The 14,467-nt window shown below is 72.4% G+C and carries 14 protein-coding genes and 1 riboswitch; of the genes, 9 read left to right on the forward strand and 5 right to left on the reverse strand.

Going from position 1 to position 14,467, the window contains the following annotated elements; genetic code table 11:
* Positions 1 to 57: 57 nt before the first annotated feature.
* Positions 58 to 160, forward strand: a riboswitch (glycine riboswitch).
* Positions 161 to 334: 174 nt separating this feature from the next.
* Both gcvP and F1721_RS02935 read left to right on the forward strand, forming a co-directional pair.
* Positions 335 to 3,211 (forward strand): aminomethyl-transferring glycine dehydrogenase, encoded by a 2,877-nt coding sequence (gene gcvP / locus F1721_RS02930; RefSeq protein ID WP_150064908.1) that lies wholly within the window; start codon positions 335 to 337, stop codon positions 3,209 to 3,211.
* Between the two features lie 165 nt (positions 3,212 to 3,376).
* Positions 3,377 to 3,646 (forward strand): HesB/YadR/YfhF-family protein, encoded by a 270-nt coding sequence (locus F1721_RS02935; RefSeq protein WP_150064909.1) that lies wholly within the window; start codon positions 3,377 to 3,379, stop codon positions 3,644 to 3,646.
* Positions 3,647 to 3,733: 87 nt separating this feature from the next.
* On the opposite strand, the gene F1721_RS02940 is transcribed toward F1721_RS02935, so the two are convergent.
* From F1721_RS02940 to F1721_RS02950, 3 genes are all read right to left on the reverse strand, one after another.
* Complete coding sequence (locus F1721_RS02940) at positions 3,734 to 4,291, reverse strand: hypothetical protein (RefSeq protein ID WP_150064910.1); 558 nt, start codon at positions 4,289 to 4,291, stop codon at positions 3,734 to 3,736.
* An 82-nt stretch (positions 4,292 to 4,373) separates the two neighbouring features.
* On the reverse strand, positions 4,374 to 5,522 hold the full coding sequence (locus tag F1721_RS02945; protein ID WP_342782913.1) for an MFS transporter: 1,149 nt from the start codon (positions 5,520 to 5,522) through the stop codon (positions 4,374 to 4,376).
* Positions 5,519 to 6,076 (reverse strand): Chromate resistance protein ChrB, encoded by a 558-nt coding sequence (locus F1721_RS02950; protein WP_150064911.1) that lies wholly within the window; start codon positions 6,074 to 6,076, stop codon positions 5,519 to 5,521. Before F1721_RS02950 ends, F1721_RS02945 begins: the two co-directional genes overlap by 4 nt.
* 146 nt (positions 6,077 to 6,222) lie before the next feature.
* On the opposite strand from F1721_RS02950, the gene F1721_RS02955 reads away from it, so the two are divergent.
* Positions 6,223 to 6,756: a 2,4'-dihydroxyacetophenone dioxygenase family protein gene (locus F1721_RS02955; RefSeq protein WP_150064912.1), complete on the forward strand. Its 534-nt coding sequence runs from the start codon at positions 6,223 to 6,225 to the stop codon at positions 6,754 to 6,756.
* 26 nt (positions 6,757 to 6,782) lie between these two features.
* Here F1721_RS02955 and F1721_RS34895 read toward each other — a convergent pair whose 3' ends face one another.
* Positions 6,783 to 6,965, reverse strand: coding sequence for a hypothetical protein (locus F1721_RS34895; protein ID WP_246154076.1), 183 nt, complete (start codon positions 6,963 to 6,965; stop codon positions 6,783 to 6,785).
* A gap of 35 nt (positions 6,966 to 7,000) precedes the next feature.
* On the opposite strand from F1721_RS34895, the gene F1721_RS02960 reads away from it, so the two are divergent.
* The 4 genes from F1721_RS02960 to F1721_RS02975 all read left to right on the forward strand — a co-directional run bounded on the left by F1721_RS02960 (position 7,001) and on the right by F1721_RS02975 (position 10,503).
* Positions 7,001 to 7,873, forward strand: a complete 873-nt coding sequence (locus F1721_RS02960) for an MFS transporter (RefSeq protein WP_246154078.1) — start codon at positions 7,001 to 7,003, stop codon at positions 7,871 to 7,873.
* Positions 7,870 to 8,874 (forward strand): alcohol dehydrogenase catalytic domain-containing protein, encoded by a 1,005-nt coding sequence (locus F1721_RS02965; RefSeq protein WP_246154081.1) that lies wholly within the window; start codon positions 7,870 to 7,872, stop codon positions 8,872 to 8,874. Before F1721_RS02960 ends, F1721_RS02965 begins: the two co-directional genes overlap by 4 nt.
* Before the next feature lie 175 nt (positions 8,875 to 9,049).
* Positions 9,050 to 9,550 carry an SDR family NAD(P)-dependent oxidoreductase gene (locus tag F1721_RS34900; protein WP_281288735.1) on the forward strand — a complete coding sequence of 167 codons (501 nt, stop codon included), beginning with the start codon at positions 9,050 to 9,052 and terminating at the stop codon, positions 9,548 to 9,550.
* A 62-nt stretch (positions 9,551 to 9,612) separates the two neighbouring features.
* Positions 9,613 to 10,503, forward strand: coding sequence for a helix-turn-helix domain-containing protein (locus F1721_RS02975; RefSeq protein ID WP_150064914.1), 891 nt, complete (start codon positions 9,613 to 9,615; stop codon positions 10,501 to 10,503).
* Between the two features lie 74 nt (positions 10,504 to 10,577).
* On the opposite strand, the gene F1721_RS02980 is transcribed toward F1721_RS02975, so the two are convergent.
* Positions 10,578 to 11,723, reverse strand: coding sequence for an MFS transporter (locus F1721_RS02980; protein WP_150064915.1), 1,146 nt, complete (start codon positions 11,721 to 11,723; stop codon positions 10,578 to 10,580).
* A 249-nt stretch (positions 11,724 to 11,972) separates the two neighbouring features.
* Here F1721_RS02980 and F1721_RS02985 point away from each other — a divergent pair, with 249 nt between their 5' ends.
* Together F1721_RS02985 and F1721_RS02990 are read left to right on the forward strand one after the other, a co-directional pair.
* Positions 11,973 to 12,782 (forward strand): molybdenum cofactor biosynthesis F family protein, encoded by an 810-nt coding sequence (locus F1721_RS02985; protein ID WP_150064916.1) that lies wholly within the window; start codon positions 11,973 to 11,975, stop codon positions 12,780 to 12,782.
* Between the two features lie 9 nt (positions 12,783 to 12,791).
* Positions 12,792 to 14,450 carry an amidohydrolase gene (locus F1721_RS02990; protein ID WP_150064917.1) on the forward strand — a complete coding sequence of 553 codons (1,659 nt, stop codon included), beginning with the start codon at positions 12,792 to 12,794 and terminating at the stop codon, positions 14,448 to 14,450.
* Positions 14,451 to 14,467 lie beyond the last annotated feature (17 nt).

Consider the following 14,467-nt stretch of genomic DNA (forward strand, 5'->3'; position numbering starts at 1 on the left):
CAGCTCGCATCGGCGGTCCGCGCGGGCCGCCTGATCGGGTAGGCTGCGACACATCGCCGACCCCGTGCGGGAGAGTCCGGCCCGGCGTCCAGCCGCGGTCGGCGCCGAAGGAGCAACCCTCCCCGACAACCTCTCAGGCCACCTGGACCGCGCGGGCGAGATACCTCTGGAAAGAGGGGGCACCACGGGCGTGGTGCCACCCCGCCGACGGTGCAAGCCCGGTCCCCGGGTGAAGCTCTCAGGCGTTCGCTTCGCGGACAGTGACAGAGGGGGAGAGCAGCGCAGTTGCCGCTGCACTGCCGCCCCTGTTCGCCGCGATGATTGAGGTTTGGCGATGACCGACGACCGCATTCCCCTGGCAGCTCTGGAACACGGCACGCCGTTCGCCGACCGGCACGTCGGTCCGGCCCCGGCGGAACTGGCCCGCATGCTCGACGTGATCGGCGTCGGCTCGCTGGAGGAGCTGGGCCGCAGCGCGGTGCCGGACGCCATCCGCGAGGACGACCTGCAGCTGGCGCTGCCGGAACCGGCCACCGAAGCGGCGGCGCTGGCCGAGCTGCGCGAGCTCGCGCGCCGCTGCCACCCGCACACCGAGATGATCGGGCTCGGCTACTACGGCACCACGACCCCGCCGGTCATCCTGCGCAACGTGCTGGAGAACCCGGCCTGGTACACCGCCTACACGCCGTACCAGCCGGAGATCTCGCAGGGCCGCCTGGAGGCGCTGCTGAACTTCCAGACGATGGTGGCCGACCTGGCCGGGATGCAGGTGGCCAACGCGTCGATGCTGGACGAGGCGACCGCCGCGGCCGAGGGCATGACGCTGGTGCGCCGCGCCGGGAAGTCCAAGTCGCCGCGGTTCCTGGTGGACGCCGACACCTTCCCGCAGACCGTCGCGGTCATCCAGACCCGCGCCGAACCGCTGGGCATCGAGGTCGTCGTCGCGGACCTGTCGGAGGGACTGCCCGAGGGCGAGTTTTTCGGCGCGCTGCTGTCGTACCCGGGTGCCTCGGGCGCGGTGCGCGACCACGAGGCGATCATCGCCGAGGCGCACGAGCGCGGGGCGAAGGTCGTGGTGGCGGCCGACCTGCTGGCGCTGACGCTGCTGCGCGCGCCCGGTGAGATCGGCGCGGACGTGGTGGTCGGCAGCACGCAGCGCTTCGGCGTGCCGATGGGCTTCGGCGGCCCGCACGCCGGGTTCATGGCGGTGGCCAAGGGCCTGGAGCGGCAGCTGCCCGGGCGGCTGGTCGGGGTGAGCGTCGACGCCGACGGCAACAAGGCCTACCGGCTGGCGCTGCAGACCCGCGAGCAGCACATCCGCCGCGAGAAGGCCACCAGCAACATCTGCACCGCGCAGGTGCTGCTGGCGGTGGTGGCGTCGATGTACGCCGTGTACCACGGCCCGGCCGGGCTGCGGGCGATCGCGACCCGAGCGCACCGGATGGCGGCCGTGCTGGCCGAGCAGCTGCGGCGCGGCGGCGTCGAGGTGCTGCACCGGGAGTTCTTCGACACGATCGTCGCGAAGGTGCCGGGCCGGGCCGACGAGGTCGTGGCCGCCGCGCGCCGCGGCGGCATCAACCTGCGCCGGGTCGACGCCGACCACGTGGGCGTCAGCTGCGACGAGACCACCACCCGCGCCCACCTGGCCACCGTGTGGCAGGCGTTCGGCGTCGACGGCCTGGACGTCGACGAGCTGGACGCGCAGACCGCCGACGCGCTGCCCGCGGCGCTGCGGCGCACCTCCGAGTACCTGACCCACCCGGTGTTCCACACCCACCACTCGGAGACCTCGCTGCTGCGCTACCTGCGGCAGCTGTCGGACAAGGACATCGCGCTGGACCGCAGCATGATCCCGCTGGGGTCGTGCACCATGAAGCTCAACGCGACCGCCGAGATGGAGCCGATCACCTGGCCGGAGTTCGGGTCGCTGCACCCGTTCGCGCCCGCGCAGGACGCCGAGGGGCTGCTGTCGCTGGTCGCGGACCTGGAGACCTGGCTGGCCGAGGTCACCGGCTACGACGCGGTGAGCCTGCAGCCCAACGCGGGCAGCCAGGGCGAGTTCGCCGGTCTGCTGGCCATCCGCGCCTACCACCGCAGCCGCGGTGAGACCGGCCGCGACGTGTGCCTGATCCCGGCCAGCGCGCACGGCACCAATGCCGCCAGCGCGGTCATGGCCGGGATGCGCGTGATCGTGGTGCGCTGCGACGACCAGGGCAACATCGAGCTGGACCACCTGCGCGAGCTGGTCGCCGAGCACGCCGACGACCTCGCCGCGATCATGATCACCTACCCGTCCACGCACGGCGTCTACGAGGACACCGTGCGGGAGGTGTGCGGTCTCGTGCACGACGCGGGCGGGCAGGTCTACGTCGACGGCGCGAACCTCAACGCGCTGATCGGCCTGGCCCGGATGGGCAAGTTCGGCTCCGACGTCTCGCACCTGAACCTGCACAAGACCTTCTGCATCCCGCACGGCGGCGGCGGTCCGGGCGTCGGCCCGATCGGCGTTCGCGAGCACCTGGCGCCGTTCCTGCCGAACCACCCGCTGCAGCCCGCGGCCGGTCCGGCCACCGGGGTGGGCCCGATCAGCGCGGCCCCGTGGGGCAGCGCCTCGATCCTGCCGATCTCGTGGGCCTACGTGCGGATGATGGGCGCCGACGGGCTGCGGCGGGCGACGCTGACCGCGGTCGCGGCGGCCAACTACGTGGCCCGGCGGCTGAACAACTACTTCCCGGTGCTCTACACCGGCAAGGGCGGGTTCGTCGCCCACGAGTGCATCCTGGACCTGCGCCAGATCAGCAAGACCAGCGGCATCACCGTGGACGACGTGGCCAAGCGGCTGGCCGACTACGGCATCCACGCGCCGACGATGTCGTTCCCGGTGGCCGGGACGCTGATGGTGGAGCCGACCGAGAGCGAGAACCTGGCCGAGCTGGACCGCTTCTGCGAGGCCATGATCGCGATCCGCGCGGAGATCGACAAGGTCGTCGCCGGGCAGTGGCCTGCCGACGACAACCCGCTGGTCGGCGCCCCGCACACGGCCGCCTGCCTGGCCCAGGACTGGGACCACGCCTACTCCCGCGAGGAGGCGGCGTACCCGCTGGGCACCGGGGCCCCGAAGGTGTGGCCGCCGGTCCGCCGCATCGACGGCGCCCGCGGCGACCGCAACCTGGTCTGCTCCTGCCCGCCCCTGGACGCCTACCAGTCCTGAGCAGCACCCGGGTGGCGGTCGAGTCGGCCGTCACCCGGGTGAGCGGCGAGGTCGGCGTCCCCGCCGGGGCGGGCGACACGCCTGCGGGCTCCGGTTTGCGCGTTGGGCCGGACGGATGACACGGTGGCCCCTTCACCGACCGGCTCCGAGAGGGAGTTGAGCACCATGCTCACCATCAGTGAGAGCGCCGCCGAGGTCATCAAGCTCGTCCTCGTCGGTGGTGACTCTCAAGAAGGTTCCGGGCTGCGCATCGCACCTGCCGGGGACGGACTGCAGGCGTCGATCGCCGACGAGCCCCAGGAGGGCGACGAGGTGATCGAGGCGTCCGGAGTCCGGGTGTTCCTCGAATCGCAGGTCGCCACCCTGCTCGGGGACAAGACGCTCGACGCCGAGCGGGACGCCAACGGCGAACTGGCGCTGGCCGTCCGCGACTGAACGGAAAGGACTCGACGAACGCCCCGGGCACCGCGCCCGGGGCGTTCGTGCTGTCCGGCCCGTGCCGAGCCGGGAACGCCTGCTCGACTACCTCGACACCGCTGGTTCGGGGGCCGGTGCGGAGTGACGGTCAGGGGTGCGGAGCCGTCCCCAGGGCTTGAACACCGAGAGCAGGTAGGCGGTGATCAGCAGCGTCGGCGCGACGGCCACCGGGGCGAGCAGGTTCGCCGGGATCTCGGCGGTGGTGTCCCCGGCGGCGAGCCGGGTGCCGATGTCGGCCGCTTCGTTGATCCCCGGGCGCAGCGCGGCGACGATCAGCACCGAGAAGAGCACGTTGATGGCCAGCTTGACCACCACCCACCAGTAGCGGAGCAGCCCGTACTTGGTGCCCAGGCCGAGCACCGCGCCGGAGGCCAGGCACACGAGGCTGGTGCCGAACATCGGCCAGACGGCGAAGATCCCGACGGCCTGCAGCGCCGCGCCCGCGGTCTGCGGGGAATCGGTGACCAGCGCCGTGACGACCAGGGTGCCGAGGGCGAGGTCGATGCCGAACCAGGCCGCCGCGGAGAGCAGGTGCACGGCCAGGAACGCCTTGCGGCCGCGCCCGCTGAGCCGACGGCTCGGACGGGCTGTCGTGGTCGTCATCGGGATCCCTCCTGTCGGCGAAGCTCGTTCGAGCGTGGCCGACCGGAGGGATCCGCTCATCCGTTCCGGAGCTGAACTTCGACTACGCGCGCTGACGTAGTCGCACGGCGAAGGCGACCGCGGGGCCGAGGGCGATCAGGACGGCGAGCGCGGTGTAGCCGGTGGTCAGACCGGCGAGCGTGGCGACGGTGGCGACCAGCAGCGGGCCGCCCGCGTCGCCGAGCTCCCGGCCCAGCTCGGCCGCGCCCATCGTCTGGCCCATCCGCTCCTGCGGGGTCGCCGCGGCCAGCGAGGCGAAGCCGAGCGGGGTGATCAGGCCGGTTCCCGCCCCGACCAGGGCGGCGGCCAGCAGGAGACCGGGCAGGCCGGGCAGCGCCGCGCAGAGCAGTCCCACCGCCGTGACCAGCAGACCTGCGGCGATGCCGCGGGACGGGACGAGGCGGCCGGTGTCCAGCGCCCGCCCGGCCAGCGGTTGCACGACCGCGGCGCAGGCGGCCAGCACCGACACCGCGGCACCGGTGGCGATCGGGCCCAGCCCGTCGAGCCGCCCGGTCACCGGCAGGAAGCCCACGCCCACCGACAGCGCGGCGGTGGCCGCCGCCAGCGCCGCGGTCGGGGCTAGGAACGACCGGTCGGTCAGGCGCCGGACGAGGTCCAGCACCGTCTGGCGGGCCTTGGGCAGCGGCGGGGTCACCGGGACGTCGACCAGGGCCCAGATCGCCACCGCCAGGCCGAGCACCGCCATCACCGCGAACAGCAGCCGAAGCCCACCGACCCACACCAGGACACCGCCCAGCAGCGGGCCCAGCGTGTAGCCGATCGACTTGTAGAAGCCGTACGAGCCGAAGGCGCGGCCGTGCTTGGCCGACGGGTTGAGCCGGGCCACCAGCGCCGAGGCGGCGGGGGAGAAGGCGGAGGCCGCGGCGCCCTGGCCGAGGCGGGCCACCCAGAGCCAGGCGGGGCTGTCGGCGAGGACGTAGGTCGCGGACGCCGCGGCGAAGCCCAGCAGACCGCCCAGCAGCACGGGGCGCGCGCCGATGCGGTCGGCGAGGGTGCCGAACAGCGGTTTGAGCAGGACTTCGGCGCCGTCGTAGAGGGCGAGCAGCCCGCCGAGCACCAGCAGGGAGGTGACCGCGTCGTCGGCGAAGCCGCCCAGGTTCGCGGCGATGCCGTGGGCGCCGAAGGCGGTGGTGAAGCCCGCCGCGTAGAGCGGCCACATCCGGCGGTTCACTGGTCACCGTTCGAGTCGTGCAGCGCGCCGATGACGCGTTCGGCGTAGTCCTCGCACGCGGCCGTGCACTGCTTGAGGCGTTCTGCGGCTTCGGTCGCCTCCGGGGCGCCGAAGACGTCCCGGGCGGTCAGGTCGCGGTGCCAGCGCCGGAGCCGTTCCAGGGACTGCTCCTCTTCCTCCAGCTCGGCCAGGGTGAACTTGGCGTTGCGGATCTCCTTGGCCAGCTCCGCCTCGAACTTGCCGCAGTCGGCCAGGAACTCGGTCCAGTCCGCCGAGCGCGCGGCGGTGAACTGGGCCTGCAGCGCGGCGGAGTCGGCCTCGCCGCGCCCGGCGGCGTCCAGCACCAGGGCCCGGCCACCGGCCTGCTCGGTCAGCTCGACGGCGCGGGCGATCCCGTCGGCGAACACCGGGACGTCGGGCACGCTCCACACGCCCTGCCCGAGGGAGAGCGCTCCGACCTTGCGGAGCTCCCGCCACACCGCGACCCGGTGCCGGGACGGTTCGGCCGGGACCTTGATCACGAGGACCAACCAGCGGAGGTGAGGTTCTGTCACAGGCCGAAATGTAGCAGCTGTTACAACGCATCGGGAGGGGTGCGTGTCCGGAACGGGCAAGGACAGGTCCGGCAGCGGAAAGACCCGGTGGGCGTCGGCGGGTTTGGATGCCAGGACCTGGTTCCGATTCGCGAAAGGCGGCCGAGATGCCCGAGCAGCCCACCACGGAGTTCTGGAAGGACCTCAAGCCGATCGAGAACTCCTTCAAGCCGGACGCGCAGCCCGAGGTCTACCTGTCGCAGGTGGCCACCGACGACGACCGCTACTACGCGCCGTTCTCCGACACCGTCGGGTCCCGGCCGCTGTGGATCAACGTCAAGGACAACTCCTGGTCGGACATCCTGCGGGCCAAGTCGGCCGGGCTGGTCAACCGGCACTACCACCCGCACGAGGTGTTCGCCTACACCATCTCCGGCAAGTGGGGCTACCTGGAGCGGCCGTGGACCGCCTCGGCGGGCGACTTCGTCTACGAGGCGCCGGGGGAGGGCCACACCCTGGTCGCCTACGAGAGCGAGGAGCCGATGAAGGCGATGTTCGTCGTCAAGGGCCCGCTGATCTGGCTGGACGAGAACGGCAGCACCACCGGCTACTTCGACGTGCACGACTACATCGAGCTGTGCCGCAAGCACTACGACGCCGTCGGCATCGGGGCGGACTACGTCAACGCGCTGTTCCGCTGAGCGGGTGCCGCCGTGAACCCGGCCCGCTACCAGAACCGGCTGCTGCTGATCCTGTTCCTGTCGTTCGGCTTCGTGTTCTTCGACCGGCAGGCGCTGTCGTTCCTCGCGCCGATGATCCGCGAGGACTTCCCGCTGTCGAACACCCAGCTCGGCGCGTTGTCCGGGGTGCTGGCGCTGACCTGGGCGGTGTCCGGGATGGTCGTGGGCACCGTGTCGGACCGGATCGGGAAGTGCGGTGCTGCCGATGGCCCAGTCGCTGATGATCGAGGCGTCCCAGCCGCACCGGCGCGGCCTGAACATGGGCCTGGTGCAGGGTTCCTCGGCCGGGCTGCTCGGCGGGATCGTCTCGCCGATCGTCGTGGTGTGGGCCGCCGAGCACGTCGGCTGGCGCTCGGCGTTCCTGCTGACGATCGTGCCCGGGCTGGTCCTGGCGGCGTGGGTGGCCCGGTCGGTGCGGGAGGTCCCGCCGGGCGGCCGGGTGGCGGTGACCGTCGAACCGGGGCCGAAGGTGCCGGTCGGGCAGCTGCTGAAGCAGCGCAACATCGTGCTGTGCATGGCGATCGCGGCCTGCTACCTCACCTGGTTCGTCGTGATCATCACCTTCGCCCCGACGTACCTGGCGGCGGTGAAGGGTTATCCGCCCGCCACGATGAGCGCGGTGATGGCCTGCTTCGGCATCGCCTGGGTGCTGTGGGGCTTCGCCACGCCCGCGGTCTCGGACCGAATCGGCAGGCGCCGCACGATGATCGCCTTCACCGCGGTGGCCGCGCTCTGCCCGCTGGCCGTGGTCCTGGTCGCGCACCCGCTGCTGCTCGGCGCGATCGTCGTGCTCACCTACACCGGCCTGGGCTGCTTCACGCTGTTCATGGCGACGATCCCGGCCGAAACGGTCCCGGGCCGAGCCCTGGCCACCGCGCTGGGCCTGGTGATGGGGATCGGCGAGCTCTGCGGCGGCTTCCTGGCTCCGATGCTCGCAGGCTGGGCCTCCGATGAGTGGGGCCTGCAAGCGGCGATGTTCATCGCGGTGGGTGGTGCGGTCGTGGTGACCCTGCTGTCGTTCGGCCTGCGGGAAACCGCACCGCTGGCCCTCGACCGACGCGTGGAGGCGGAGGCATGACCAGCTTCATGAGAGCCGCGGTCTACCACGGTGCTGGGGATGTCCGGATCAGCGACGTGCCGGTCCGGGCGCCCGGACCGGGGGAGGTGCAGCTGCGGGTTGCGTACTGCGGGATCTGCGGTAGCGACAAGCACGAGTTCGCCGACGGGCCGCACGCGATCCCGGTGGACCGGCCGCACCCGGAGTCCGGCGTGGTGGCGCCGCTGGTGCTCGGGCACGAGTTCTGCGGCACCGTCACCGCGGTCGGTTCCGGCGTGCGCGGTCTGGCCGAAGGTGACCGGTTGGCGGTCGAACCGCACTACCGGTGCGGGCGCTGTGCTCGGTGCCGGGCCGGGGAGTACAACATCTGCGCGCACTTCGGGTTCGCGGGCCTGATGGGGCACGGCGGACTCGCCGAGTACGCCACGATCCCGGCCTACATGGCGCACGTGCTGCCGGAGGACGTTCCCTTCGAGCAGGCGGCGGTTTTCGAGCCCGCTTCGGTGGCGCTGCACGCGCTGCGCCGGTCGGGGGTGCGGCTGGGTGAGTCGATCGCGGTGGTGGGGTTGGGGCCGATCGGGCTGCTGATCGTGCTGCTCGCGCGGCAGCTGGGAATCGACCGCGTCCACGGCGTGGACCCGGATCCGGCGCGGTGCGACCTGGCGGTCGAACTGGGCGCCACCGGGACCGGGCGCGAGGTGCCCGAGGTGGACGCGGCGTTCGAGGTGGTCGGCATCCAGTCCACGTTGGACACCTGTCTCGCGGCGACGCGGGCGGGCGGGCGCGTGGTGCTCGTCGGGCTCGGCGGGCGGCTGGACTTCGACGCCTTCGGACTGGTCAACCGGGAGCAGTCGATCATCGCGACGGTCGGGTACCGGGACACCTTCCCGGAGCTGATCCGGCTGGCTTCCGAGGGCGTGGACTTCTCCCGGATCGTCACCTCGACGGTGGCGCTCGACGAGGTGGTGGAGCGGGGCCTGCGCGCCGGTGCGGGCGAGGTGAAGGTGGTGGTGCGGCCGTGACGGTGGTGATCACCGGTGGGACCTCGGGCATCGGGGCGCGATTTGTGATGGGACTTGCGGCGTGGTCCTGGTTGCCCTCGTGACGTCCAGAGCCGGGGAAAGCGCGTTCCCAGCCTTCCACCGGCCTGCATGCACGAACAGTCCCGAGCCTTGCGAAACCGCACCTCAGGGGACCGTGGCGCAACCCAGCCACAAGAAACCCCGAAAACGCGAGATCACTCCTGAACGCAACCACCACTGTGAATCCCGGAGAGGCGGCACTGTAAACCTGACCTCGGTGCTGACCGCTTGTTCGGCTGCTCGCGACGGGTTGGCCGCGACTGGTGGTTCCGTGGTCGCGGTGTCGTCGATGTTCGCCTTCACCGGCAGCGCCGACCGGCCCGCCTACAGCGCGAGCAAGGGTGGCGTCAGCCAGCTGACCCGCTCGCTGGCCGTCGAGTACGCGCCGCTGGGGGTGCGGGTCAACTGCGTGGCACCGGGTTTCGTGGTCACCCCGCTGGCGCGGGGCGTGCTGGACGATCCGGTGGCGTCCGCCGCGGTGCTGGCGCGCATCCCGATGGGGCGGCTCGGCGATCCCGGCGAGGTCGCGTCGGTCATCGAGTTCCTCTGCTCACCGGCCGCCCGCTACGTCACCGGGGCCGTGGTGCCGGTGGACGGCGGTTACCTGGCTGCTTGAGGCGGATCGCGGCGCGGGGTTACCCTGCCTCCCGCAACGGGGCGCTTCGGCAGGAGGCCGTGATGACCCAGGCTGTCTCGCTGATCTCGCGAGTGTCCACTGTCGACGTCGATCCCGCGGACCGGGTGGCCGCGTGGGAGGAGTACAACCGCCGCGCCCTGGTGGGGTTGACCTGCTCGCCCTATGCCGAGCAGGGGTTGCTGGCGACGCAGACCAACGTGCGGTTCGGCGCGCTGCGGATGGCCGACATCGCGGGCAACGAGCACGTCATCGAGCGGACTTCGGCGGCCTGCCGCGCGCTGCCGAAGGATTCGGTGTTCGCCAGCCTGGTGCTGTCCGGGGAGGCCGTGTTCTACCACGGGCAGGGCTGCCTCACCCTCGGCGCGGGCGAGCTGGTCATGTACGACACCCGCCGGTCCTACCTGTTCGGCTTCGCCGCGCCGATGCGGCAGCTGCTGGTGGACATCCCGCGCGAGCTGTTCGCCGAGGTGCCCAGTCCGGTCCGGTTCAGCGCGGACAGCGCGGCGCTGCGGGCGTTGCGCACGCTGCTGGAGGACGTGGCGGCTCGCCCGGAGGCGGTGGCCGACGGCGCGGACGAGACCGTGCTGGACCTGTTGCGGGCGTTGGCCAGCGGCGGTGCGGCACCGCTGTTCGCGGCCAAGGACTACATCGACCGCCACCTCGGCGACCACGAGCTGAGCCCGGCCCGGGTGGCCGCCGCGATCGGCATGTCCGTGCGGCACCTGGGCAGGTTGTTCGCCGCCGAAGGCGACACCCCGGCCCGCTACGTGCTGCGCCGACGGCTGGCGAGAGCCCGGCGCGACCTCGCCGACCCCGCGATTCGGCACCGCACGATCGCCGACATCGCGCACCGCTGGGGCTTCGCCAGCCACGCCCACTTCACTCGCGTGTTCCGCGCCGAGTACGGCCACCCGCCGACGGACCTGCGCTGAGCCGGGCCACGATGTGGTCCGATTTCAATGGAAATCGGAGGTGCGATTTCCATTGAAATCGCGTTCCCGGCGGGTCAGGACTTGGAGATGACGGCGGCGCAGGCGGTGGAGAGCAGGACCGCCGCCAGGGAGACGCAGAGCATCGCGGTGTAGCCGCTCGTCGTGCCGACGAGCAGGCCTGCCAGGTACGGGCCGATCGCGAATCCGCCGCCGATCATCAGGTTCGCGCTGTTCATGACCTGGGTTCCGCGGCTCACGGCGGCCAGCGCGGTCAGCAGGTTCGGCAGCAGGAACGTCCAGGCGAACTTGAAGACCACGGCCGCCACCGCGAACCGGATCAGGCCGGGCCCGCCCAGCAGCAGCGCGATGCTCGCGGTCAGCGCCGCGTACCCGCTGAGCAGGTAGGTGCGGCGGCGCGGGCTGTCGCCGATGAGCGTGGCGATCAGGGCGGAGCCTATCCCGGCCGCGGTCGCCACCGACAGCACCACGCTGGTGTCGGAGAGGTCGGTGCCCGCCGCCGAGGAGATCCCGGCCATGAACGTCCACACCCCGCTCAGCGCCACGTAGAACAGGAAGATCCCCGCCAGCCCCAGGGCGAACCGGACGCCCGGCGTGCGCCGCGAGGTCGGCTCCTGCGCCGTCAGGCCGCCGCGCAGCAGGCGCACCACCGGCAGGCACAGCACCCCGAGCGCGGCCATCGTCCAGTACACCGCCGCGACCGGGGCACCGGCGAACACGACCGGGAACACCGCGAGGATCAGCGCGCCCATCGCCAGCTGGCTCACCACGAAGATGCCGAACGCGCGGCCGGGGTTCGAGGTGCGGGCGCTGAGGCTGAGCAGGACGATCGTGATCGACCCGGCCGCCAGCGAGGTGATCACCCGGACCGCGACCAGCAGCGGGAAGCTGTCCAGCAGCCCGGAGACGACGTTGCCCGCGATGAACACCGCGGTGCAGCAGTAGGTCGCGGTGCGCGGGTCGATCCGGCCCAGCCACAGGTAGGCGGGCAGGGTGGCGAGGCTGAACGCGCCGAGCTCCAGCGAGAACAGCCCGCCGAGCTGGCCCGGGGTCAGGGCGAACTGCGCGGTGAGCGCGCCGCCGATCACCGGGGCGGTCAGCAGCACGGTGTAGAGCACCGCGCTGTAGACACCGATGAAGGTGCCAGCAGCCCGGTCCGAGGTGGTGCGCGCGGGCGCGGCGGTGAGCCCGGTGGTCGGCATGGCGGACCCCATTCGTCGTCGGGATGTCGGAGGAGGACACTGCCCGGGGTGCCGGTTTCCGCGCAGTTCCACTCGAAACCGCGGAACCGGGAGGCGCACAGCATGGCGCGGTCCCGGCGCCGGTGGCGCCGATCGGGCGGTGCGCGTGCACGCAGCGACAAGGACGGTGCAGTCCGGGACAAGACACCGCCGGGCGCCCGGCGGGATCGTCGAGCACGTCCCGCCACCGGAAGTCACCGAGGACGATCGATGACGACGCTTTCCGACACCGCCACCTGGCCGCCGCTCAACGAGCTCGCCGACGGCTTCGACGCCAACAAGGGGCCGACCACCACCGCGCTGGTCGACCGCACGATCACGCTGGTCAACGCCAACGGATCCCGCGTCGAGCACCAGTTCACCCGCGACGAGGTGCGCTGGGACTACGTCGCGGCGGAAGGGGACCCGCACGGCGACGAGCGCGGTGCGGACCGCTACGAGGCGTTCGAGGTCGACGACCAGCTCCACTACGTGCAGTTCCACACCAGCTCCCGCCCGAACGACGCGGTGTCGCTGCTGCTGGACCTGCGCAGCGGCCGGGCGCTGAGCGTGGTGAGCACGATCGGCGACACCGCGCCGCGGGTGTCGCAGGGGTTCATGCCCGGTGTCATCGAGGGCGCGGAGGTCACCGGTGCCGAACCGGCGCCGACCACGAGCCTGGTGGGCCGCCGGGTGATGTGGGTGTACAGCGAGGAGCACGCCTACGAGCACGTCTACCTGAGCCCGCACTGGTACACCTGGCACTGCCTGGCCGGTCCGGAGCGCGGCCTGGCCGACACCGACGAGCACATCACCTACCAGCTGCGCCCGGGGATCCACGTGTTCGCCTGGCGGGAGAAGGTGATCCCGTGCGCGGCGGTCACCGTGGCCGACCACCGGAACGCGCGCAGCATCCGCTCCCACGGCGCGCTGTTCGGCCTCGACGAGTCCGGTACCGAGGCCACCCACTTCACCTTCGGCGCGCACGGGCGCCTGCTGAGCACGACCGTGCACCCGGCCGAGTACGACCCCGCCCGCTGAGGAGCTGCCGTGGACACCGCAGACCTGATCCTGACCAGCGCCACCGTGTACACAGTGGACCCCGAACGGCCGTGGGCGACGGATCTGGCGATATCCGGGGAGAAGGTGCTGGCGGTCGGCGACCGCGACGAGGTGGCCCGGCACCGCGGACCCGGCACCGCGGTGGTCGACCTCGGCGGCGCGTTCGTGACGCCCGGTCTGGTCGACGTGCACAACCACCACGCGCTGGCCGGGATGGCCGACCTCTTCGAGCTGTCCGTGGACCCCGCGGCCGACCTGGCGCAGGTGCTCGCGGCCGTCGCCGAGCGGGCGCGGGCGTCGGGGCCGGACGAGTGGGTGGTCGGCGGGTCGTGGGGCTCGCACCTGGTCGGCGAGCTGTCCCGGGAGCAGGCGCTGCGGGCGCTGGACGAGGCGTCCTGCGGCAGGCCGGTGCTGCTGTCGGACGACAGCCACCACAACCGGTGGGTGAACTCGCGGGCCCTGCAGCTGGCGGGGATCGGCGCGGACACCGCGGACCCGGACGGCGGGGCGATCGTGCGGGACCGGGACACCGGGCGCCCGACCGGGCTGCTGCTGGAGCGCGCCGGGATCGCCGCGGCCCGGGCGGTCCACGACGCCGCGGCCCCGACCGCCGAGCAGCACCGCCGCGCTTCGCGGCGGGCGGTGGAGATCCTGCACTCCTACGGCATCACCGCCTTCCAGGACGCCGGTGCGTCGCGGGAGGTCATGCGGGCGCTGCAGGAGCTGGACGGCGACGGCGAGCTCACCGCGTGGGTGGTCAGCTCGATGCTGATCAACGACCCGATCTTCGGGTTCTCCCCGATCGGCGCGGAGCTGCTGGCCGAGGGGGAGCGGTACCGCAGCACGCACCACCGGCCGGGCTTCGTCAAGATCTTCCTCGACGGGGTGCCGCCGACGCGCACCGCCGCGTTCCTCGACCCCTACCTGCCCGACCACGTGCACGGCGCGCACCACCACGGCGAGCTGAGCATGCCGCCGGAGGAGCTCGCCGGTTGGCTGCGGACGGTGGCCGAGGCCGGGCTGTCCGCGAAGATCCACTGCACGGGTGATGCTTCGGTGCGCGCGACGCTGGACGCGGTGGCGAAGGTCCGCGCGGACGGCAACCGGGCGAGCCGGTTCCAGATCGCGCACGGGCAGTTCGTGCACCCGCAGGACGTGCCGCGCTTCGCGGAGCTGGACGTCAGCGCCGACATCTCGCCGTTCCTGTGGTTCCCCGGGGTCATCCCGGCGGCCATCGCCGAGGTGCGCCCGCCGGAGCTGGCCGGGCGGATGCAGCCCAACCGGGCGCTGCTGGACTCCGGGGCGCTGGTGGCGGGCGGTTCGGACTGGCCGGTGAGCACCTCGCCGAACGCGTGGGAGGGCATCCAGGGCCTGGTGACCAGGCAGGACCCCAGCGGGGCGTACGCCGGTTCGCTCTGGCCGGAGCAGGCGCTGTCGCTGGCTGAGGCGATCGAGGTGTTCACCCTCAACGGGGCGCGGGCGATGGGGCTGGCGGAGGTGACCGGGTCGCTCGTGCCGGGCAAGTCGGCGGACTTCGTCGTCACCGACCGCAACCCGTTCGACGGCCCGGTGACCGAGGTGGCCAGCACGGTCGTCGAGGAGACCTGGTTCGCCGGTCGCCGGGTCCACCGGCGCTCGGACCGCTGAGCTGCGAGCAGCCGGAA

Origin of the sequence: Saccharopolyspora hirsuta, from assembly GCF_008630535.1 — a bacterium.
In the GTDB taxonomy this organism is placed as follows: domain Bacteria; phylum Actinomycetota; class Actinomycetes; order Mycobacteriales; family Pseudonocardiaceae; genus Saccharopolyspora; species Saccharopolyspora hirsuta.